The following is a 19,473-nucleotide window of genomic DNA, read 5'->3' as shown; positions in this document are numbered from 1 at the left end:
CACTCACACTCCTGACAATAATTTATGCAGTTCGCGGATGACCATCGCATGTGAAGCGGAACCTTCGCCATACCGCTCCATCATATGCTGACGCACGACTGCCATTTTATCTTTGTAATCCGGTGCTTCGCGGTCGGGATTCTCCTCACGGAACTGTACCATCAATTCCTGTACATGCTCTGGACGTGGACCCCATTGACCGAGTACATGACCACCCGTATCGGTAATGATCACAACCGGTATCGAACGTCCGCCCATCGTTAGATATTCGTCGATCACATCAAGATGTTCTTCCATGATCAACACTTTGGTTGGAATACCGCCTTCTTCAAACGCGCGGAATACGACCGGAATGTTGCGTACTACATCACCGCACCAGTCTGCTGCTACGATTAGCGAGCGCAGATCATCGCGCTGGTTCAACAGTTTGAAAAATTCATGATCATCCAGATCGGTCCAATTGAACAGCTGGTAGTTGTCATGAAACGTTTCCTTGTTCTTGGTCATACCATCCATGAATTGTTGCGGTGTAATGGCTTGTTCCCATTTGTCTGCCAGATTGCGTTTGCTCATGAAGTTAGCCGCCTTTCGAAATGCAGATTATTTTTTCTTCATCTTCATTTTAACCAGAAGGTAGCCTACCAACAGCACAACAGCAACAATTAATATTGGCGTTGTGTATTTTCCGGCAATTTCGTCGATATTTTCCCACTGGCTGCCCAGTACCATGCCGAGATACACAAACAATGCCGACCATGGAATAACCGCCAACGTTGTCAGCAAAATAAAGCGCATATGTGACATTTTGGCGATACCTGCCGGGATGGAGATAGCATGGCGTACAACCGGAATAAAGCGAGCGGTGAAAATGACACCTGTGCCGTATTTGTTAAACCATTCTTCCGCATGGTCGATATGGCTTTTTTTGATCAAAATGTATTTGCCGTATTTGTCCAGCACCGGGCGTCCGCCATAGCGTCCGATCCAGTAAATGAACAGCTGCGCTAGCACACCGCCGACGGTTCCGAACAGCACAGCGCCAAAATAGTTGATGCTACCAATATGAACAAGATAACCACCGTAAGCCAGTACGATCTCACTTGGAATAACCTCGATCATCAGTCCGAGCATGATGCCGAAATAACCAAGTTGCTCGACCATATGCAGTAATTGGGCAATAATATTGGAAATAATCTCCACCAATCCTCCTTGTATATGTGTACGTTCTCTATATCCGGGCGTATGTATTCCCACGCATGCAGCTCATGCTCATGATGTCCTTACATATTTTAGCACACCCGCCTGTAAAGCAGCTACTTTACAAGCATTAGCACGAGCAGAAACTGCGCGATTCCAATCATACCATCCCGGTTGCATAGCGACATATGAAAATAAGCCGGATCATTGCGCGGTGGCAACGCCGGCTTATTGCAGTATAGATGATCATTATGAACTCTGTTTGAATACAGCAGTTGACGAATCAGTTGGAAGTCGTTCCAACTTCCTGCGGCAACAGATCACGACAGGCATTTTCCAGATAGGGATCGGCTTGCAGCATATCGCGGAATACCGTATACTCCTGCCACATGACAGGCATCTCGCCAGCGGAGCCTTTGACTGCGCGAATCAAGATGTTTTTGGGCGTATGCTCCATATCGATGAATTCCAGCAGCTGCGTACGATAGCCCATCAGATCAAGTAGCTTGGCACGGATCGCATCAGTCGCAAGAGCGGAGAAGCGTTCTTTTAAAATGCCATGCGATAACAGTGGGCTGAGTGCATCGTTCTGCACCTGACTGAACAGTTCATGCTGGCAGCACGGTACGCTCAATATGGCAGAAGCGTCCCAGCGGACTGCTTTTTCCAATGCGGCATCCGTCGCGGTATCACATGCGTGCAGCGTAACGACCATATCGACCTGATCCAGCTCGTCGTAATCGGCAATATCGCCAACAAGGAAGCGCAGATGTTCATAGTTCAGTTTCTCGGCGAGCTGGCTGCAATGCTGAATGACATCTGCTTTCAGATCGAGACCGACGATGCGCAGCGGTCGGCGCTGCTGAATATTCAGATAATGATACAAGGCAAATGTCAGATATGACTTGCCGCAGCCAAAATCGACAATGGTTAGCTCGCGACCTTCCGGCAGCGCGGGCAAAATATCCTGCACCATCTCCAAAAAGCGGTTGATCTGACGGAACTTGTCGTACTTCTTCGCCAGCACTTTGCCATCGGCATTCATAATGCCCAGCTCCACCAAAAATGGAACCGGCTCACCTTCGTCCAAAATGTAGCGCTTTTTACGATTATGGTTCAGGTCAGCGACCGTTTTGGTAGCGGTTTTCTTCAAAATGGATACTTTGTACTTTTTGCTGATCAATATTTGGTAATCGGCTTCGGGCGTGCAAAGCAGCCCCTGACGTAAATGCTGTTCAAACAGTTCCATCAGTGGACCTGCGGCTTCGGCAGCCGGTACATTGTCATGAGTAACCTTGTTGCTGTAATGATAAGCAAACTGGTAGAACAGCTGCTTCTTCAACTCAACCGGCTTGATGACTACTTTGGCGAATGCTTCCGGGTCACGCTTGCGACGCTGGCTCAATGTTGCCGAGATCAGTTCTCCGCCTTCGGTGAGTTGGTGAATCAATTTGTGGAGTGACTCCATTGCGTACATCTCACTTTCCATTTGTTCAATTTTGAAAACGGATCAGTCCGTCTTCAACTTCCGCGCGGCTTAATCCGCCCGCTTCTAGCTCCTCATCGGTCTTCACCTGCATACGCACGTAAAATTCATGACCGATCTGTTTGCCTTCCGCAGCGTCTAGTTCTACGAGACGGCGCACGGCATCTGCCGCATTATCATAATAGCCTTCCTGCTGCTCATATTCCACCATCAATTTCTCAACAGCGGCTGGCAGCACGAATTCTTCGAGCGCATCCAGCAGACCGTCGATCTGTGCCGGATAGTCCAGCAGGCTGCGATCTGCCTGATTGATGGCGCTGTACAGGAACAGATTAAGTGCTTTGATGCGGCGCACGACAGCTTCGTCTTCATTACCAGCGGCATCATAAATATCCGCTTCGACGCTGACCATCCGTGCCAGTCCTTGCAGTTGATCCACTTCTACGGTCGCACCGACACGGAACATCTCGACGATCTCTTCCGTCGGCATGCGGTTGACCAGTTCGCTGTTCAAGCGAAAGTTTTTGCGCATCAGATCGTCGGTTTCCCATAATGCTTCGGTGTATTTCTTTTGTTCTTTTAAGCCAAATGCTTTGGCAATCATGGTGGTCATGTCTTCGATCATGCCCATGAGGTAGTCTTTTCTGAACATTGGGTATCCCGCCTTTACATGGTTGGAGAATGGGGTAAATGCAGTTTCTGCTTGGGACATCCGCTTTGGAAAGGAATAAGGAGACGGGACTCCGGTGGAGCCGCGGGAATCTACGGATAAGGTGATAGCTGTAGATTCCCGCCCCTCCAAAGAGGTAAGATATTTTGCTTCCGCAAAAATCACTTTTCATCGAACCTCGTGTTTGAAATTCGCAAACACTGTAAGTCGCACTTATCCCTTATTTCCTTTCCTACGCTCTGTGCCGATGCATCATGCAAGTTTACCTTGTCTCTGGGTGGAGCAGTAGTTTAAGTGATTTAAACCTTTTAACTGCTTTATTTTTATTTCTTCTTATTACTTTTTCTTCGTTGTCTAGTTTGAGCTTATTTTGTTTGCAGGCATATTGTAATTGGATTTGCATTAAAATATAGGTTCGGATATGAAAATAAGTTTATATGGTTTACTGATTTGTTGCTTAACTATAATGGATGGTTGGGGGATATGCAATTTTGGGAACAGTTGGTTTGGATTGGAACGTCTTGATGTGATGATGGCATTGGTGTTTATTTGTAATGATTAGACGGAATACTTGATCCGTTAGCAAGATTTATAGTTTTTGAACGAATGAAGTGATAATTTCTGCTAGTTTCTCGGGTGCTTCTAATAGGCTCATGTGACCGACGGCTGGGATGGTGGCGATGGTGATGTTGGTGCCTTCGGCGGTAAACAGGCGGTCTGCTGGGATGAGTTGGTCGTGTTCGCCAGCGACTAGCAGGATCGGCAGAGTTGACGATGACAGCACTTGTCTTCGATCCGGGCGCTCGCGCATGGCGAGTGCGGCGCCGCAGCCGCCTTGTGGCGGTGTATTGTAGCCGATTTCGCGGGCTTTTTGGATAGCTTGTGGGAATTGGTCTACGGAAGCTGGAGCGAATAATCCTTCGACGAAGCCATCGACAAAGGTAGCTACGCCTTCGCTGTTAATTTTGGATACGGCTTGCAGGCGTTTTTCTTTGGCTTCGGGTGTATCTTCGTGGGCGGTGGAGTGAATGAGTCCCCATGCTTGCAAACGGTCGCTATGTTGTTCTGCCAGCGCCAGTGCGATATAGCCGCCCATGGAGTGTCCGAGCACTACGGCTTGATCCAATTCCAGATGATCCAGCAGGGTAATGATGTCGTCTGCCATTTGCTCGATTCGATAGCTGCCTTCTGGTGCGAGACTGCGCCCGTGCCCGCGCAGATCAGGTACGATACAGCGCACATGTGGATGTAGTAAAGGAACGACTTCATCCCAGTAAGCTGAACTTCCGAAAAATCCGTGCAGCAGTACGACAGGTGTTCCTTTGCCGGAGTCGGTATAATGTAGCAGAGATGGGTTGGATTGAGGTGACAGGTTGCTCATAATGTATTCCTCCTGTAGTGGGTATAGGATCGTATTTTCAAATTATATTTTATTCTATACATAGATCACCAAAGATCATAATATACAATGCATGGATCATATCATCGATGAATTGGCACGATGTAAGCCAAGTCCGCGTACCGCAGCCTGTACAATATCGTTCGACATATTCATAACCCTGTGCAGAGATGTCGTTTGCAAGGTTACGTACGGTTTGGGCCCATTCTCGTTGACGATAGCAGCGATGCTATACGTACCGACACCCGGAAATTGACCACCGACGGACAATGCCGGGAACAGCGGTTCTTCGCCGATGCTATATAATCCGACCGAACGCGGTTGTCCAAGACAGGCGTCGATAGCGACAATCGTCAGATGCTCAGCAATCTGCGGGATGCGTACATGCAAGTTATGCGCATCACATGGATGCTCCATCGTGCCGACGACATGGGGAATGCCGTGTGCTTCCAGACCACTACCGGTTAACGGACCGAGCGCATCGCCAGTGGAACGATCGGTGCCAATGCAGACAAAGGCGAGTTGATCCAGCGTATGCCTGCTATGAATCATTCGGAAAAATTGCACCATGCCATCCATATTTACATTGCGTCGGTTCTGCTGATCGTATGGTAGCAGGCTTGAACGGCGATTAATCATATAATGGTAGATTCCCCTCATCGTGTTGATCGTATTTTCTGTCATTTTACCTCATGACTTCCGTTACCGCAAAATGTTGGTTCCCACTCCATATCCATGATACAATACAACAAAATCAGTTATTTGCGAAAACGAAGGAGCACACGATATTATGGACCTGTCTCAACCAACGCCTGAAAATCTGAGCATTATGATTGAAGGTATTAAAACAAAGCTACGGATGGCAAGTGGCGCAGCGATGCAAGCTTCTGCCTTTTCGCTGGATCAGTATGAAGATATTCATGATGTCTACGATATTGTGATGAACAAACCGAATCTGAGCATTAGCGAAGTGGAAGCCCTCGTCTCTGAACTTGGACGTCTGCGCAACAAGTAATGCCTGCCGCAAAGCCCGCTTCCGTTCCCACGGTGGCGGGCTTTGTCATTTGTTAGAGATAGCGTATGACTGTTCTCCTGCCACGTGATCCTTTCTAGTGGTAGTAAAGTAAGCGCGATTCTGTTCACGATTTGTTTGCAGCTAACAAGGTTCAGACGCCGGACGGCGGTTATATTTAACATAACGATTACAAATGGAACATGTTCTTTGCATGAGTCGCCGGTGATTAGCATTTGCTGTTGCTTGGCAATGGATGCGGTGAATACGTTCTAATCTGATGCAGGTGATCGACAGGCTGCTATAGCTGGACGATTATTGATTTTAAAATGAAAGAAGGCGATGACCATCTCTATGCGATCTGTTTCCGGTACATCCGGGCACCGTTCTCCTCCCTCTATTCCCCTCTGGCTACTAATCATTCTCGTGCTGATTGGCGGTGCAGTAGGTTCGTTTTTGCTGCTAGAAGCAGCGATCTGGTTGATGCAAGCAATATTTGGCGTCAATATCCATGTATGGGAAAATGAATTCCAGCGCGATCTGCGTGAATACCACGGGGAGCCGCTGCGTAGTATTATGCTATTCTTTACGTATCTGGGTTCCTTTTACCCGACGATGTTTGTGGCGCTTAGCTTTATGGCGCTCCTGATTAGCTGGCGACAATATCGCGAAGCGCTGATGATCGTCATCACGACAGCTGGTGCTTGGCAGCTGAATACGCTGCTTAAAGCCCACTTTATGCGTCCGCGACCAGAGCTGGAATTCTGGACACCAGCTTCGGGCTATAGCTTTCCAAGTGGACATGCAACGATTGCCGCAGCGATGTATGGTATGTTGTTCTTCATCTGGGCGCGGTATCGCAAACAGCAAGGTCGACCGATGTGGCCAGCGATTGTGTCCGGTATCTGCCTCATTGTCATCATCGGTACGACGCGTATTTATCTGGGTGTGCATTATCCAACCGATGTGCTGGCTGGCTTTTTTAGCGGCGCTCTCTGGCTTGCTGCCTGTGCTTACTGCCTGTCTTTGTGGCAAAAGCGGCGCCCTCAGCAACTTCCTTACCGTTAATGCCCAATGAATCGTAATGTTTCATGCTGTATGAACACGGTTTATATACGAAGTAAGACCGAATCGATTAGCCGGCTTGTTCTTCACCTCATCTGAATCCAAGCCATTTCACTGGAAAAGGAGGCGTTCATATGTGGGGAATTATTATCAGCCTGATTCTAGCTATTATTATTGGTATCATCGGAAATGCATTGGCAGGCGATAACATGCCAGGTGGTATCATCGGTGCAGCCATTGCTGGTTTTGTCGGCTCATGGTTAGGTGCATTATTGTTTGGAAATTTTGGACCGGTGATCGGCGATTTCGCAATTATTCCTGCTATTATCGGTACTGCAATCTTTGTTTTTTTGCTTGGACTGGTTTCCAGACTGCTGCGAAGAGCAGCCTGATCCAATACCAGGCTTAAATATAGCCATACCTTTCGTAAGCTAAACTCTCGGTAGATGTACTCCTCAGAAAGCTTCACTTGATATGATATGGCTGAATCTTCCTGCCTAGGAGATTTATATGCTAGCCCATGCACTTTATACTAATCCAAGGAGTGATTGTTCATGAACGAAGCAGAAAAAGAATACCCAGCACAAAGCAGTTCCACATTTATAAAAGGTGTATTTATAGGAGGTCTGATCGGTGCAGCCGCAGCACTGCTGTTCTCGCCAAAGCCTGGACGCGAACTGCGCAGTGACATTTCTGACAAGCTGACTGTAGCTGGTGAGAAAACGAAAAACGTCTACGGTACAGTATCCGATCAAACAGCTCAAGCCGCTGGTCTGATCAGCGACAAAACAGTCGAACTGGCTGGTGTTGTAGGTAACAAAGCAACCGAAATCGCTCAAACCGTAGCAACTAAAGCTACGGAACTGACTGGTAAAGTAAAAGATGCTACAACGCCTACACCAGAACAGGCAGAAGCGAAAGATAATATCGTAAAACACGTAGCGGAAGCTTCCAAAAACATTGCTGAAGATATCAAAGATGCAAAAGATGATATCAGCAAAGAAGTAAGCAAAGCTTCGGACAACGTAAAAGAAGATGCAAAACCGCTGGCGCAAAATAACTCTGCTGGCAGCAGTACAACTGGTACAAGCACAACTACACCTGGTTCTGCTTCTTATACTGCTCCTTCTTCTACAAATGCACCGAAGAAATAAGCAGTGATTGAATCGAACAATTCCAATAGCCGGCTCATTGCAGTCGGCTATTTTTATGCCCGGTACACGTCCATCTTTACATTATTGTGAAAGTGAGGGAACGATATGGCTGATAAAGACGATAAGGAGTTATCACCGAATCCACCACAGGTTGTCCCTGCACCTGATGCCATTCGCGAACACCCATTTGAATTGCGTCATGAGGTACATCGTCTCAATGAGCGGCTGGATCAATTGACCTCTGCACTCGACAAAGCAGAGATCAAAGACATTATTGAAAATTACAGCAGTGTCAAAAAGCGGATCCTGACTAACTTCGTCGCTGGTGCAGCACGTGGTCTCGGTTTATCGCTCGGAACGATCGTTATTCTGGCTCTACTTGGTTACGTACTTACTTTGCTGGTAAACTTTAACCTTCCGGTTATTGGCGACTTTATCAGTGAACTGCTTGGTTATGTAAATACATCCCGGGGCGGAAAATAATCCGCCTCTTTTTTATCATACACATATACATACATAAAAAAGGTATGCTGCTTCATTCCATGATGGAAGAATTAGCATACCCTCTGGCATTGCCTACTCGACAATGTTGCATATGAAATGGAATAACCCACTGGCGTTATCCAGACGATGAAGCGTTGGACATGATCTGCTTCAGCTTCTCGGTTGCCCGTTTTTGGATACGTGATACGCTCATCTGGGAAACGCCCAGCTTCTGCGCAATCGCGCGCTGAGATTGACCTTCTTGGAAAGCCAGCAGCAATACTTTTTGCTCCTGTTCCTTCAACTGGCTAAGTGCCTGTTGTAGATCCATACGTTTCTCCACAGCATCGTAATCATTCACGTCCGCGCTGATCAGTTCACCCAGTGTCGCTGCACTTTCTTCTTGCGACAGCGGGGAATCCAAGGATACATAATGATAGCATTCGCGTCCTGCCAATACCTCGATCGTTTCCTCTTCGGACAGATCCAGGAATCCGGCAATTTCACGTACACTTGGTGAACGCTCTAACTTCACAGTCAGTTCGTCAATCGCCTGCTGAACCAGGGCACCCTTTTCCTTAATACGGCGCGGAACCTGTATGTACCATGATTTATCGCGCAAAAAGTTTTTCATGTGCCCGATCATACTTTTCATGGCATACGGTTCAAAAGGAATCCCCAAGGAAATATCATACTGTTGCAAAAGACGGATGAGTGCCATCTGACCAACCTGATACAGGTCTTCATACAGGTCAGGACGGTTACGTGCAATTTTGCCGGCAGCCATTTTGACCATCGGCTCGTACTTTTTGATCAGTACGGTTGCAATATCATTGTCCTTTGTTTGTTGATACTCCCAGATCAGGCCGATTGCCTCGTCCATCGATGCAGGGGGAGTCACTTTTTCACTCATACTCTTTCCTCACTTCGAGCAAGGCTTTTGGACATGGTCACGCGTGTTCCTTGACCAGACACATTCTCAATGCTGACATCATCCATCAACGCCTGCATCAGATAAAAGCCCAATCCGCCGATTTGAACATCGCTCAGTTCTTTGTCGTGCAGGGTGGACTGATCCGCCACTTCGGTTACCGTGTCAAAGCTCTCCCCTTCGTCTTCAACGATAATCGACAGCGTTTCTTCACCAATTTCAAAAATAACGTCAATATGACCGCCATCTTGACCGTAAGCATATAAAACCGAGTTGTTACATGCTTCGGAGACAGCGACCTTCATATCTTCAATATCTTCGTAGGAAAAACCCATTTTGGAAGCAATTCCGTACAGATTTAAACGTACCACATCAACAAACTCTGCTGTGGCAGGCAGATTAAGGATTACCTTTTGAGTATCAGCTTTCATGCTATGTTCGGTCCTTTCCTAGTGGGAGTTCTCCTGAGGGGCAAAAAACTTGGCGATACCGGTCATTTCAAACAATCTTTGAATCTGTGGAGGAACTTCTTCAACAGTAAAGCTGGCATTCATACCGTGACGTGCTTTGAGGATAGAAAGCAAAATACCGATACCTGTACTATCGATGTATTTCAAATCTTTCATATTTACGATCAAGTCCTGGTCTGCGTTACCGACCAAAGGTTCCATAACCAGACGAAAATCAGGTGCGACCGACAAATCCATTTCCCCGCTTAAAAATACGGTGCATGCACGTTCGTCCATCTGGGTTACAGCATTGAATTTCTCATTTTTGTTAGTATTCATAGACATTCTCCCCTGAACAATGGTTTCTTTACTAATAACCCAACCGATGAAGACCTGAAACAACCAATATATTCCATTCGGTTGGTATGTTGCTTTCCAATCGGTAACTAAAAACACAAAAAATGGTTGTCGTAACAACCATAAAGGCAAAAACGCGATCGATCGCGGGTGCGCTTTTATTACTACCAGCTTACCTGCAATTCATCGCGCTTGCTATAGGACAAACGTCATTGCGTATTTAGTATACTGTTTTCTTAACTTCAAAGCGCGACAATTCTGCGGAATAACGCTCCAATGCATTTTGAACACTAATCATCTTAACTGGCTTGCTAATATAATCATCCATTCCAGCAGCAAAACAGCGTGCTTTGATTCCTTCCATCACATCAGCGGTCATCGCAATAATAACCGTATGTTCACCATTCTGCAATTCGCGAATGTTGCGGGTGGCTTCCAACCCATCAATGTTTGGCATCTGCACATCCATAAAAATATAATCATATCTTTTGGCTGCCGCCATCTGTATTGCTTCCGCTCCATCTTCCGCTGTTTCGCATGTGTACCCGAGTCTTCCGAGCATACTCACCATCAGTTTCTGATTAATGGGATGATCATCCACGATCAGGATCTGAGGGTTTGTCGTCCTCGGGTGAATCAAATTTGCCGGACCTTCTTCCAGATTGCCGATTTCCGGTTCTTCCACCGTATATTCACCAACCATAATATTAAAAGCAAAGATGGCTCCGTTTTGTAGATCCATTTCATTGCAATCCAGATAAATGTCGCCGCCCATCATCTGCACCAAATTTTTGCAGATAGCAAGTCCCAATCCAGTTCCGCCATATTTGCGGGTCATGGATGAATCCAGCTGGGAAAACGGTTGAAACAACTGCTCGCGTTTCTCCCGAGCGATGCCGATACCCGTATCTTTGACTTTGAATTCCAATTCTAGTCTGCCGTCCAGCTGACTTTTGCGTTGGACTTCCAGATAGACACCACCTTGTTCGGTAAACTTGACCGCGTTCGCTGTCAGGTTAATTAAGACCTGACGCAATCGCGCCATATCCCCAAACAAGTACCCCGGAATATCATCACTCAGCCGGTACACCAATTCCAGATTCTTTTTGCTTGCTTCAACCGAGAACAGGCTGAATACTTCCGCAATACAGGAGTCCAGTGTAAATGGATGCTCTTCCAGCTCCATTTTGCCTGATTCCATCTTCGTAAAATCCAGAATATCGTTAATGACCATGACAAGGGTATCCGCGCTACTGCGGATAATCTCGGCATAGCCTTTTTGTTCAGGATGCAAATCGGTTTCCATCAGCAGATCGATCATGCCGATCACACCGTTCATTGGGGTACGGATTTCATGACTCATCATTGCCAAAAATTCAGTTTTGGCTTTGGCTGCAATCTCTGCATCTTCCTTGGCGCGGATGAGTTCTTGATTCATCTTTTCCAATTCCAGCGTTTTTTGCTGTAACAGCATCGACTGGGTTTTATGTCGCTTGTTGGTCAAATACATATTCACAAAGCCTTCAATCTTGGACTTGAGAATTTGTGGAATGAATGGTTTGACCATATAATCAATTGCCCCGGCGGAATACCCAGCGAATAGATGCTCAGCTTCCTTGCTGTTGGCAGAAATGAAGATAATCGGTATTTCTTTTGTTTTCTCGCGAGCTTTGATCAGCTTGGCCGTCTCGATGCCATCCATACCCGGCATCTGCACATCCAGAATAATCACAGCGAATTCATCCTTGAGCAAACATCGCAACGCTTCTTCACCCGAAGTAGCTTTGACCAGATTGTAGCGTTCACTTTCAAGGACGGCTTCCAGGGCGAGTAAGTTTTCAGGTCGATCATCTACGAGCAAGATATGAATCGGTTCATGAAACCTCATGGAATCCCCCTACATTCTCTAGTTAATTTTCCGGTATACCTTTTCAATCCGATCCAGTGGTTCATAGCTGTCACTGTAACCGGTAAACTGCATGGACTCCTTGGAGCCGAGCACCAAAATACCAAAACGGCTCAGGCTTTCGTGGAACAATCCATGCACACGCTCACGCAGTTTATCATCAAAATAAATCATAACGTTTCGACATAAAATCACATTGAATTCATTAAAGGAACGGTCGGTCGCCAGATTATGCTCTGCAAAAATAATATGCTTGCGCAAAAACGGCTGAAAAATCACCGACTGATAACGGGCAGTATAATACTCCGAAAAGGAGCGTGTACCGCCAGCTTCCAGATAGTTCTTCGTATAAAGCTGCATCCGCTCAATACCAAACACACCTTCTCGTGCTTGCTGTAGCGAACGATCATTCATATCGGTTGCATAAATTCGGGCTTTATCCAGCAATCCTTCTTCATGAAGCAAAATCGCCATGGAATAGACCTCTTCGCCAGTAGAACAACCTGCATGCCAGATCCGAATGTATGGATAGGTGCGCAGCAGTGGAACAACCTTCTCGCGGAACATACGAAACAATTGCGGATCGCGGAACATCTCGGTAACCGGGATGGACAGATTCTGCACCAATCGCTCAAAGCAAGAACGATCATGCAGGACCTTTTCCTGAAGTGCTGACACAGAGGTTAGCTTCTCAGCATGCACATGATGCCAAATCCGACGTGTTAACGATGCACGGGCATAATTGCGAAAATCATACCCATACAGTCGATGCACACCTTCCAGCAGCAAGTCGATTTCGATATTCTCACGTTCTGCGATATTGGTTGTAATCTGGTTGTTCGCCTGGGGCGTTTCGGAACTACTCGGTATTTGCTCATGATCGATTGGTGTCATCGTTTCTTCAGCCCCAATTCTGTAAACTCTTCTATCTAGTCTCTATACATTTATCTATACGTCGTTGCGCAATCGTATCATTCATGACATTCCACTTTATTATGCATATCATATTATAAAATAACCTGGTACTCCATATTATACTTCATTTACCCACTTTTTTGGTTTACGAATACAACCAGACGCGCATTAGTGATAAAAGTTGATCCGTTTGAATCGGCTTCTTCACATAATCGGAAGCTCCGGCTTCCAAACATTTGGAGCGATCATCCTTCATCGCTTTAGCGGTTAGTGCGATGATCGGCAATTTATCATGTTCTGGCATCTGACGAATCAGACGCATCGCTTCGTAACCGTCCATCTCCGGCATCATCATATCCATCAATACGAGGTCAAAGTCCTGCTTCTCTACCATCTCGACTGCTTCGCGTCCATTCTCAGCGAACGTGACATCCATCCGATATCCTTCTAGCACACTCGATAGAGCAAATACATTGCGAATATCATCATCGACTAGCAAAATACGCTTGCCTTCAAACAATGTTTCTTTGTTGTGCAGCTTCTGTAGAATACGGCGTTTGTCTTCCGGCAAATCAGCTTCCACCCGATGCAGGAACAAGGTTGTCTCATCCAGCAAGCGCTCCGGCGACTTCACATCCTTGACGATAATCGACTCGGCATATTTGCGCAGCTGAGTTTCTTCCTTGGTATCCAGTTCTTTCCCTGTATAAATAATGATTGGCAGATCGCGCAGCTGCTGATTCTCACGAATCCGATCCAGCAATTCAAACCCAGTCATATCTGTTAGCATCAGATCCAGTACCATACAGTCATACCGCTTGCTGCTCAGTTGTTGCAGGGCTTCACCGCCGGTAGATACAGCCGTAATCGCTACATCGTCGTGACCGATCAATTCGATAATCGATTTGCGCTGAATCTCATCATCTTCAACGATCAACAGCTGCTTGAGTCCTTGTTCAGTGTAATTTTGTAGCTGATTGAATGCTTTTTCCAGCGATTCTTTGCTGGATGGCTTTTTGAGATAAGCGATTGCTCCCATCATTAAGCCCTGCTTCACATCATCCATTACCGAGATAACGTGAACTGGAATATGGCGAGTCTGAGCATTGCTCTTCAGTTCACTCAGAATTGCCCAACCATCCATCACAGGCAGCTGAATATCCAGAATAATCGCGTCTGGACTGTAGGTCTTCGCCATATGAAGTCCTGTATCGCCTTGCATCGCTACCAATGCCTTGAATCCACGACCACGCGCCATATCGATCAAAATACGAACAAAGTTCGGATCATCCTCAATGATTAGCAATACCTTATCGCTCTTATTAAGAGTATCGCGATCATCCAGAATCGTAGCCGCGATCACTTTACTCTCTTCCTGTTCCATCATGCGATTGCGCGACGGATTGCCACTATTCTGCAATTGCTGACTGATAAAGTCTGACGGCAGATACGAAGCACTCACCAGATCAACCGATGTTCCAGACGTGTTGGCAGGCTGATCCTCTGCTGTTGGTAATACTTTAGGTAGATATAGCGTAAAGTTACTGCCTTTGCCATGCTCAGAGCTTACGGTAATGCCACCGCCCAGCAGGCGTGCCAATTCACGACTGATCGAAAGTCCCAATCCTGTACCGCCATACTTACGGCTGGTTGTGCCATCGACCTGCTGGAATGCTTCAAAGATCAGATCCAGCTTGTCCTGTGGAATACCGATCCCACTGTCAGTAACCCGAATAGCGATATATTCATCCTGCTTACGCAAATATACCGGCAGATCCTTGCCGTCCGATTCACTGATATCCACTTCGATGTAGCCTTTTTCAGTGAATTTGAACGCATTGGATAGCATGTTACGCAGCACCTGTTTCACTCGATGTTCATCGGTGACCAAGTATTCCGGCACATTGTCGCCAATATTCACATGCAAATCGATGTTCTTCTTAGCAGCGACCGGAGCGAAGTTCATATTTACAAACGATTCCAGTACTTTGACTGGCATCGTCTCGCGATTCATTTCCATTTTGCCTGCGTCTACTTTGGACAGATCGAGAATCTCATCGATCATTTTGAGCAGATCGGCACCGGACATATAAATGGTGCTGGCGTATTCCATCTGCTTGTCAGTCAGATTTCCATCCTTATTCTCAGTCAGCAGCTGCGACAGAATGAGCAGACTGTTCAGCGGTGTGCGCAATTCATGCGACATATTCGCCAAAAATTCAGATTTGTATTTGCTAGTTACAGACAGCTGCATCGCCTGTTGCTCCAGCTGATGCTTGCTCTGCTCAATCTCTTCATTTTGCTCCTCAACATGCTGTACCTGCTCTTGCAGCTCGCGTGTCTTGGCGATCAGTTCATTGTTAAAATGCTCCAGTTCCTGTTGCTGACGTTGCAGCAAATCTTCAGAACGTTTCAGTTCCTCGGTCTGCTCCTCCAGTCGCTCATTGGAACGACGCATCTCTTCTTGCTGCATCTGCAATTCTTCCGACTGACTTTGCAATTCTTCGGTCAGTGCCTGAGATTCGCGCAGCAATTGCTCTACATGCAGACGACGGTTGATATTGTTGACAATGACGCCGAGATCTTGCAACAGCATGTGCAACAACTGTCGTTGCAGCGATGTGAACCCTTGCAGCGATGCCATTTCAATAACACCGAGCAATTCCTCTTCAAACAGAATCGGATAAATCATAATACTTTTCGGCTGACTTGCACCAAGAGAAGAACTGACCGGGAAATAACCGGCAGGTACATCATCCAATATAATCGGCTTCATATCAGCGGCACATTGTCCAACCAATCCTTCGCCAACCCGCAATTCTTTTTTGGCTGGCAATAATCCTTCTGCTGCGTAGGAAGCGAGTAGATGAATATGATCTGGCGATTCATGAGTACGCAGATACAGATTGCCATAATGCGCACCGAGGCGCGGAGCAAACTCATCAATGAACGTTTGCGAACTTTGCTGAAGTGTTATGACACCACGCAGTAATTCGGTAATGCGCCCAGTATTGGAAGCGAGCCAAGATTGATCGTCCTGTGCCTGCTGATACTGCTCTTCCAGCTTACGCTTCTCTTGCAGATCATTCGCCATATCTTGGAATACGCGTGCCACATCACCAATCTCATCTTTCGATTTCACTTTGATGCGACGAATGGCGCCAAAACGCTCTTCGGAAAAGCCTTTGATCATCAGGGATACCGTTCCCAGACCACGGCTAATACTCGGTACAATCCATAGCATAACCAACAGACTTAGCAAAATCCCGAATGCCATGACGTATGTGGTCATCCGAATCGAATTCTGATACGCCGTATTGGCTGCCTGAATCTCCTGATCAATCGTCGTATCTTGATAGTTCGACAGGATGCCCAGGCTATCATTCAGATTAATCTGAGCAGGCAAGCCGCTCGTAGTACGATAATTATTCGCGGCAGCAATCTGATCCTGAGATAACAAATCAGTTACTTTGCGAGCATATTCGATATAAGTCTGCCAGTTGGTTGTAACGGTAGCCGTTAACTGGCGTTCTTCCGGCGTATCTGCGCCAGCTTTAAGCAACTTGAGGTTATTGTTACCACTTGCGATATTTTCTTCAATGATGCTGCGACTTTGCGCTGGCTGCGTAGTGGCACTGAGCAATACATTGGCGATTTCGCGGGCAATGATGTTCATTTCGGAACGAACATCGGTAGAATAACGAACTTTCAAATACCGATCTTGATATACTTTGTCCAGCTGTTCGTTCATGTAATTCATACGGTCATACGTAATAAAGCCCAGCGCCATTAAAATCATAATAATGGCACTGAACCCCAGAACGAGTTTCGTTCTTAGTTTCATTCACTGTCCGTCCCTTCCTGTAACGAAATCCAGACCAGACACTTGTCGTCGTCCCGGTCGGCAGGTATGATATCTTCGAAAAATACCTGTTCTACATCTGTTTGATGTAGATGATGACCTTGTTTCAATTGATTGATTAAGAACTCCAGCTGTACTTCTTGATCGCCTTCCACCGCTTCCAGCAAACCATCGGTATACAGCACCAGATGCGCATCTCCTTCATAGTGGAAACTGTTCGACTCTGCATCAATACGGTCAAATAATCCAACCGGGAATGTCGTTGTCGTCAAGCGCGTCACTTCACCTTGATCATCAAAAAATAAACCTGGCGGATGACCAGCATTCACATAATCGATTTTTTTGTACTTCGTATCTACAACGAGATAGATCGCTGTAAAATAGTACTGAACGAGCTGATTCTCAATATGCAATTGATTAAAGCGACGATTCAGCTCCTGGATAACTTTCTCAGGTTCTACATATGTAGTGACCGTATCCTTGAGCACGGAAGCAATAAACATGCAGAACAATGATGATGAAATACCGTGACCCATCATATCCAGCAGAATGATGCCATATCGTCCTTCACCGAGTGGATACCAGGCATACAGATCACCTGCCAGCTCAAACGAAGGTTTATAGCGCGCTTCAATTTGGAATTGCTGATCTGTAATCGGTGTACTAAGCACCGCGTGCTGTACCAGACTCGCCAGCTTCAATTCGTCTTGAATATGTTGATCGCGCTCTTTGTGCCAATCTTTCTCATGCTTGAGTCGCAAGGCAAGACGAATACGCGCCATCAATTCCACTTTATTGATCGGCTTGGTTACATAGTCAGCAGCACCCGCATCCAATGCCTCTGCCAATTTCTTCGAATCCCCAACTGCTGTGACCATAATAATTGGAATATCCCGTAACACTTCATTTTGCTGCAAAATCCGGCATGCTTCGATCCCATCCATCTCTGGCATCATCATATCCAGCAATATCAAATCAAATGTATTAGATTTGGAACGCAAAACAGCATCCGGTTCTCCATGTCCCAGATAATCAAACATCTCCTTCGCTGAAGTTGCAGTGACCAGATCAGTATATTGTTCTCTTTTCAGAATTTCCCGGATAATGATTAGATTAGTCGGATTATCATCCACGATTAATATATTCATATCTTCTCCTCATTCCTTGAATTCAACCCTAAAACATCATGCCATACTTCCTGATTTTAGAATACATTAAAATCCGTATGAAAAGGGGCTATATCAAAAACTCGTCAAAAAACCTTCAACACCACCAAATAGGTGATGTTGAAGGTGTATTCCCTACCATACTGGGCCCTTGCGGGGACGATGGGTATACGCGTTTGATATAACCTCTTTCCGCAAAACAGGCAAGTGATTCATCAGGCTTTGTGCTGTGCAATCACCAGTACTTTATTTTTGTCTAGCTCTTCTTCATAAAAATCTGCTTCTTCCTTCGTAAAGCCCAAGGAAGTAATTTTGGAGCGAAGTTCATCACCACGAGAGCGGAACAGATTCGCTAGAGAATCAAATGCGCCTTCTTCTTTGATGCCAATTTCTTGCGCATCAGCAGTTTCAGCAATTTTTTCAGTACGGTCTTTTTGGTGAGCAAGTACATACACTTCCTCAAATCCATATCCGGTACTGCGAAGTTCATTTACTACAGCTACTGCCTGTGTTCCATTTTCTACAACTTTTGCATAAGGTTTTGCGTTGGTAGATGCCATGCTGTTTCACCAATCCTTTTCAAGTTTGTCAAAATGGTCATTCAGTATATTAACCCGATTCCAATCATCCGAAACATGTATGTTGTCAAAATTTGCGCATAATGATATTCGCTGCGTGAAACAACGTCCTACCATGTCTATTATTGAGACAATGCGTCAAAAATATCTGCACTTACAATATTGCCGGTCTCTGGGTCGGTAAATACCTTAAAGGCATAAAATTCATTGTTATAGCCCTGTCCGTCCTCAGCGGTAAACTGCGGCTGTCCAAGTGCATTCGTGATATCCTGTTTATTTAGCGCAATACGCTGTCCATCCAGTTCAATAGAACCTGCTGTTACCGGGACACTGATGTAATAAATCAGACCATCGCGCAGACCTACAGTCAGATGATTGTAGCGGTATTCGGTATAGCCGCTCACATTCTCTGCAATGCTCGCAGGTTCTCCAAGTTTGCGAATGACATCCGCCTTGGTATCTTCCAGCGATACACCATTCAGTGTGCTGTACGTATAATTGTGGTCCTCTTCATATACGGCATTCGATACCGTTGGCATAGAAGCCTGAGCAGTCGTAATACCGGTGTCCGGTGTGGATGAAGCATATTGAGCGGTCTGTACAGTCGTAACCGGCTGTACGGAAGCAGCAGATACTTGATCATAACCGGGGTCAGGGGACAATATTCCAGCGAGTAACATCATGAGAGTTAGCATCGTCTCACCCTTTCTTCGGCTTGCTTCTGTGAAGCGTTATATCTACATCTTAATACATTAGAAAGCTTGCTTGGTTACCAGTTTGTCTATTCGGGGTTACAGGTCTGTTTCATCTATAATTCAACCGGCAAAGCGTAGTCGTCTAAAC

20 protein-coding genes are annotated in these 19,473 nt (G+C 46.1%); 5 read left to right on the top strand and 15 right to left on the bottom strand.

What is annotated here, in order from left to right:
• Positions 1–3: 3 nt before the first annotated feature.
• The 6 genes from ACDE64_RS04080 to yyaC form a co-directional block, all read right to left on the bottom strand.
• Positions 4–573 (bottom strand): thioredoxin family protein, encoded by a 570-nt coding sequence (locus ACDE64_RS04080; protein ID WP_411349077.1) that lies wholly within the window; start codon positions 571–573, stop codon positions 4–6.
• Positions 574–600: 27 nt separating this feature from the next.
• Complete coding sequence (locus tag ACDE64_RS04075) at positions 601–1,200, bottom strand: DedA family protein (protein ID WP_411349076.1); 600 nt, start codon at positions 1,198–1,200, stop codon at positions 601–603.
• 280 nt (positions 1,201–1,480) lie between these two features.
• Positions 1,481–2,674, bottom strand: a complete 1,194-nt coding sequence (locus ACDE64_RS04070; protein WP_411349075.1) for a class I SAM-dependent methyltransferase — start codon at positions 2,672–2,674, stop codon at positions 1,481–1,483.
• 16 nt (positions 2,675–2,690) lie between these two features.
• A complete protein-coding gene (locus tag ACDE64_RS04065) occupies positions 2,691–3,335 on the bottom strand; it encodes a DUF6483 family protein (RefSeq protein ID WP_411349074.1) in 645 nt (214 codons plus the stop codon).
• A 607-nt stretch (positions 3,336–3,942) separates the two neighbouring features.
• Positions 3,943–4,734: an alpha/beta fold hydrolase gene (locus ACDE64_RS04060; RefSeq protein ID WP_411349073.1), complete on the bottom strand. Its 792-nt coding sequence runs from the start codon at positions 4,732–4,734 to the stop codon at positions 3,943–3,945.
• Between the two features lie 96 nt (positions 4,735–4,830).
• Complete coding sequence (yyaC, locus tag ACDE64_RS04055; RefSeq protein ID WP_411349072.1) at positions 4,831–5,436, bottom strand: spore protease YyaC; 606 nt, start codon at positions 5,434–5,436, stop codon at positions 4,831–4,833.
• A gap of 106 nt (positions 5,437–5,542) precedes the next feature.
• On the opposite strand from yyaC, the gene ACDE64_RS04050 reads away from it, so the two are divergent.
• The 5 genes from ACDE64_RS04050 (at position 5,543) to ACDE64_RS04030 (ending at position 8,466) form a co-directional block, all read left to right on the top strand.
• Entirely contained in the window at positions 5,543–5,767 is a 225-nt protein-coding gene (locus ACDE64_RS04050; protein ID WP_411345229.1) for a DUF1128 domain-containing protein, read from the top strand.
• 339 nt (positions 5,768–6,106) lie between these two features.
• Positions 6,107–6,832: a phosphatase PAP2 family protein gene (locus ACDE64_RS04045; protein ID WP_411345228.1), complete on the top strand. Its 726-nt coding sequence runs from the start codon at positions 6,107–6,109 to the stop codon at positions 6,830–6,832.
• A gap of 131 nt (positions 6,833–6,963) precedes the next feature.
• Positions 6,964–7,221 (top strand): GlsB/YeaQ/YmgE family stress response membrane protein, encoded by a 258-nt coding sequence (locus ACDE64_RS04040; protein ID WP_411345227.1) that lies wholly within the window; start codon positions 6,964–6,966, stop codon positions 7,219–7,221.
• Positions 7,222–7,383: 162 nt separating this feature from the next.
• Positions 7,384–7,983, top strand: a complete 600-nt coding sequence (locus ACDE64_RS04035) for a YtxH domain-containing protein (protein WP_411349071.1) — start codon at positions 7,384–7,386, stop codon at positions 7,981–7,983.
• 105 nt (positions 7,984–8,088) lie between these two features.
• Complete coding sequence (locus tag ACDE64_RS04030) at positions 8,089–8,466, top strand: DUF5665 domain-containing protein (protein WP_411345225.1); 378 nt, start codon at positions 8,089–8,091, stop codon at positions 8,464–8,466.
• A 136-nt stretch (positions 8,467–8,602) separates the two neighbouring features.
• On the opposite strand, the gene ACDE64_RS04025 is transcribed toward ACDE64_RS04030, so the two are convergent.
• From ACDE64_RS04025 to ACDE64_RS03985, 9 genes are all read right to left on the bottom strand, one after another.
• A complete protein-coding gene (locus ACDE64_RS04025; RefSeq protein ID WP_367064155.1) occupies positions 8,603–9,379 on the bottom strand; it encodes a sigma-70 family RNA polymerase sigma factor in 777 nt (258 codons plus the stop codon).
• Positions 9,376–9,828, bottom strand: a complete 453-nt coding sequence (gene rsbW, locus ACDE64_RS04020; RefSeq protein WP_411345224.1) for an anti-sigma B factor RsbW — start codon at positions 9,826–9,828, stop codon at positions 9,376–9,378. The genes ACDE64_RS04025 and rsbW overlap by 4 nt, the downstream gene beginning before the upstream one ends.
• An 18-nt stretch (positions 9,829–9,846) precedes the next feature.
• Positions 9,847–10,185 (bottom strand): STAS domain-containing protein, encoded by a 339-nt coding sequence (locus tag ACDE64_RS04015; RefSeq protein WP_411345223.1) that lies wholly within the window; start codon positions 10,183–10,185, stop codon positions 9,847–9,849.
• A gap of 238 nt (positions 10,186–10,423) precedes the next feature.
• Positions 10,424–12,091 (bottom strand): response regulator, encoded by a 1,668-nt coding sequence (locus ACDE64_RS04010; RefSeq protein ID WP_411349070.1) that lies wholly within the window; start codon positions 12,089–12,091, stop codon positions 10,424–10,426.
• An 18-nt stretch (positions 12,092–12,109) separates the two neighbouring features.
• Positions 12,110–13,003 carry a CheR family methyltransferase gene (locus ACDE64_RS04005; protein ID WP_411349069.1) on the bottom strand — a complete coding sequence of 298 codons (894 nt, stop codon included), beginning with the start codon at positions 13,001–13,003 and terminating at the stop codon, positions 12,110–12,112.
• Positions 13,004–13,169: 166 nt separating this feature from the next.
• Positions 13,170–16,868 carry a response regulator gene (locus ACDE64_RS04000; RefSeq protein WP_411349068.1) on the bottom strand — a complete coding sequence of 1,233 codons (3,699 nt, stop codon included), beginning with the start codon at positions 16,866–16,868 and terminating at the stop codon, positions 13,170–13,172.
• Complete coding sequence (locus tag ACDE64_RS03995) at positions 16,865–18,034, bottom strand: SpoIIE family protein phosphatase (RefSeq protein ID WP_411349067.1); 1,170 nt, start codon at positions 18,032–18,034, stop codon at positions 16,865–16,867. The genes ACDE64_RS04000 and ACDE64_RS03995 overlap by 4 nt, the downstream gene beginning before the upstream one ends.
• A gap of 233 nt (positions 18,035–18,267) precedes the next feature.
• Positions 18,268–18,612, bottom strand: coding sequence for a general stress protein (locus tag ACDE64_RS03990; RefSeq protein WP_411345218.1), 345 nt, complete (start codon positions 18,610–18,612; stop codon positions 18,268–18,270).
• Between the two features lie 140 nt (positions 18,613–18,752).
• Positions 18,753–19,325, bottom strand: coding sequence for a hypothetical protein (locus ACDE64_RS03985; RefSeq protein WP_411345217.1), 573 nt, complete (start codon positions 19,323–19,325; stop codon positions 18,753–18,755).
• Positions 19,326–19,473 lie beyond the last annotated feature (148 nt).

This window comes from Paenibacillus sp. WLX2291 (assembly GCF_046603665.1).
Taxonomy (GTDB): Bacteria; Bacillota; Bacilli; order Paenibacillales; family Paenibacillaceae; genus Saccharibacillus.
The sequence above is the reverse complement of the archived record's forward strand: the minus strand, read 5'-3'. Positions and strand labels throughout refer to the sequence as shown.

Coding starts and splice junctions, on each gene's coding strand:
- ACDE64_RS04080 (WP_411349077.1), bottom strand. CDS start 573: ATGAGCAAACGCAATCTGGCAGACAAATGGGAACAAGCCATTACACCG.
- ACDE64_RS04070 (WP_411349075.1), bottom strand. CDS start 2,674: ATGTACGCAATGGAGTCACTCCACAAATTGATTCACCAACTCACCGAA.
- ACDE64_RS04065 (WP_411349074.1), bottom strand. CDS start 3,335: ATGTTCAGAAAAGACTACCTCATGGGCATGATCGAAGACATGACCACC.
- ACDE64_RS04060 (WP_411349073.1), bottom strand. CDS start 4,734: ATGAGCAACCTGTCACCTCAATCCAACCCATCTCTGCTACATTATACC.
- yyaC (WP_411349072.1), bottom strand. CDS start 5,436: ATGACAGAAAATACGATCAACACGATGAGGGGAATCTACCATTATATG.
- ACDE64_RS04050 (WP_411345229.1), top strand. CDS start 5,543: ATGGACCTGTCTCAACCAACGCCTGAAAATCTGAGCATTATGATTGAA.
- ACDE64_RS04045 (WP_411345228.1), top strand. CDS start 6,107: ATGACCATCTCTATGCGATCTGTTTCCGGTACATCCGGGCACCGTTCT.
- ACDE64_RS04040 (WP_411345227.1), top strand. CDS start 6,964: ATGTGGGGAATTATTATCAGCCTGATTCTAGCTATTATTATTGGTATC.
- ACDE64_RS04035 (WP_411349071.1), top strand. CDS start 7,384: ATGAACGAAGCAGAAAAAGAATACCCAGCACAAAGCAGTTCCACATTT.
- ACDE64_RS04030 (WP_411345225.1), top strand. CDS start 8,089: ATGGCTGATAAAGACGATAAGGAGTTATCACCGAATCCACCACAGGTT.
- ACDE64_RS04025 (WP_367064155.1), bottom strand. CDS start 9,379: ATGAGTGAAAAAGTGACTCCCCCTGCATCGATGGACGAGGCAATCGGC.
- rsbW (WP_411345224.1), bottom strand. CDS start 9,828: ATGAAAGCTGATACTCAAAAGGTAATCCTTAATCTGCCTGCCACAGCA.
- ACDE64_RS04015 (WP_411345223.1), bottom strand. CDS start 10,185: ATGAATACTAACAAAAATGAGAAATTCAATGCTGTAACCCAGATGGAC.
- ACDE64_RS04010 (WP_411349070.1), bottom strand. CDS start 12,091: ATGAGGTTTCATGAACCGATTCATATCTTGCTCGTAGATGATCGACCT.
- ACDE64_RS04005 (WP_411349069.1), bottom strand. CDS start 13,003: ATGACACCAATCGATCATGAGCAAATACCGAGTAGTTCCGAAACGCCC.
- ACDE64_RS04000 (WP_411349068.1), bottom strand. CDS start 16,868: ATGAAACTAAGAACGAAACTCGTTCTGGGGTTCAGTGCCATTATTATG.
- ACDE64_RS03995 (WP_411349067.1), bottom strand. CDS start 18,034: ATGAATATATTAATCGTGGATGATAATCCGACTAATCTAATCATTATC.
- ACDE64_RS03990 (WP_411345218.1), bottom strand. CDS start 18,612: ATGGCATCTACCAACGCAAAACCTTATGCAAAAGTTGTAGAAAATGGA.
- ACDE64_RS03985 (WP_411345217.1), bottom strand. CDS start 19,325: ATGCTAACTCTCATGATGTTACTCGCTGGAATATTGTCCCCTGACCCC.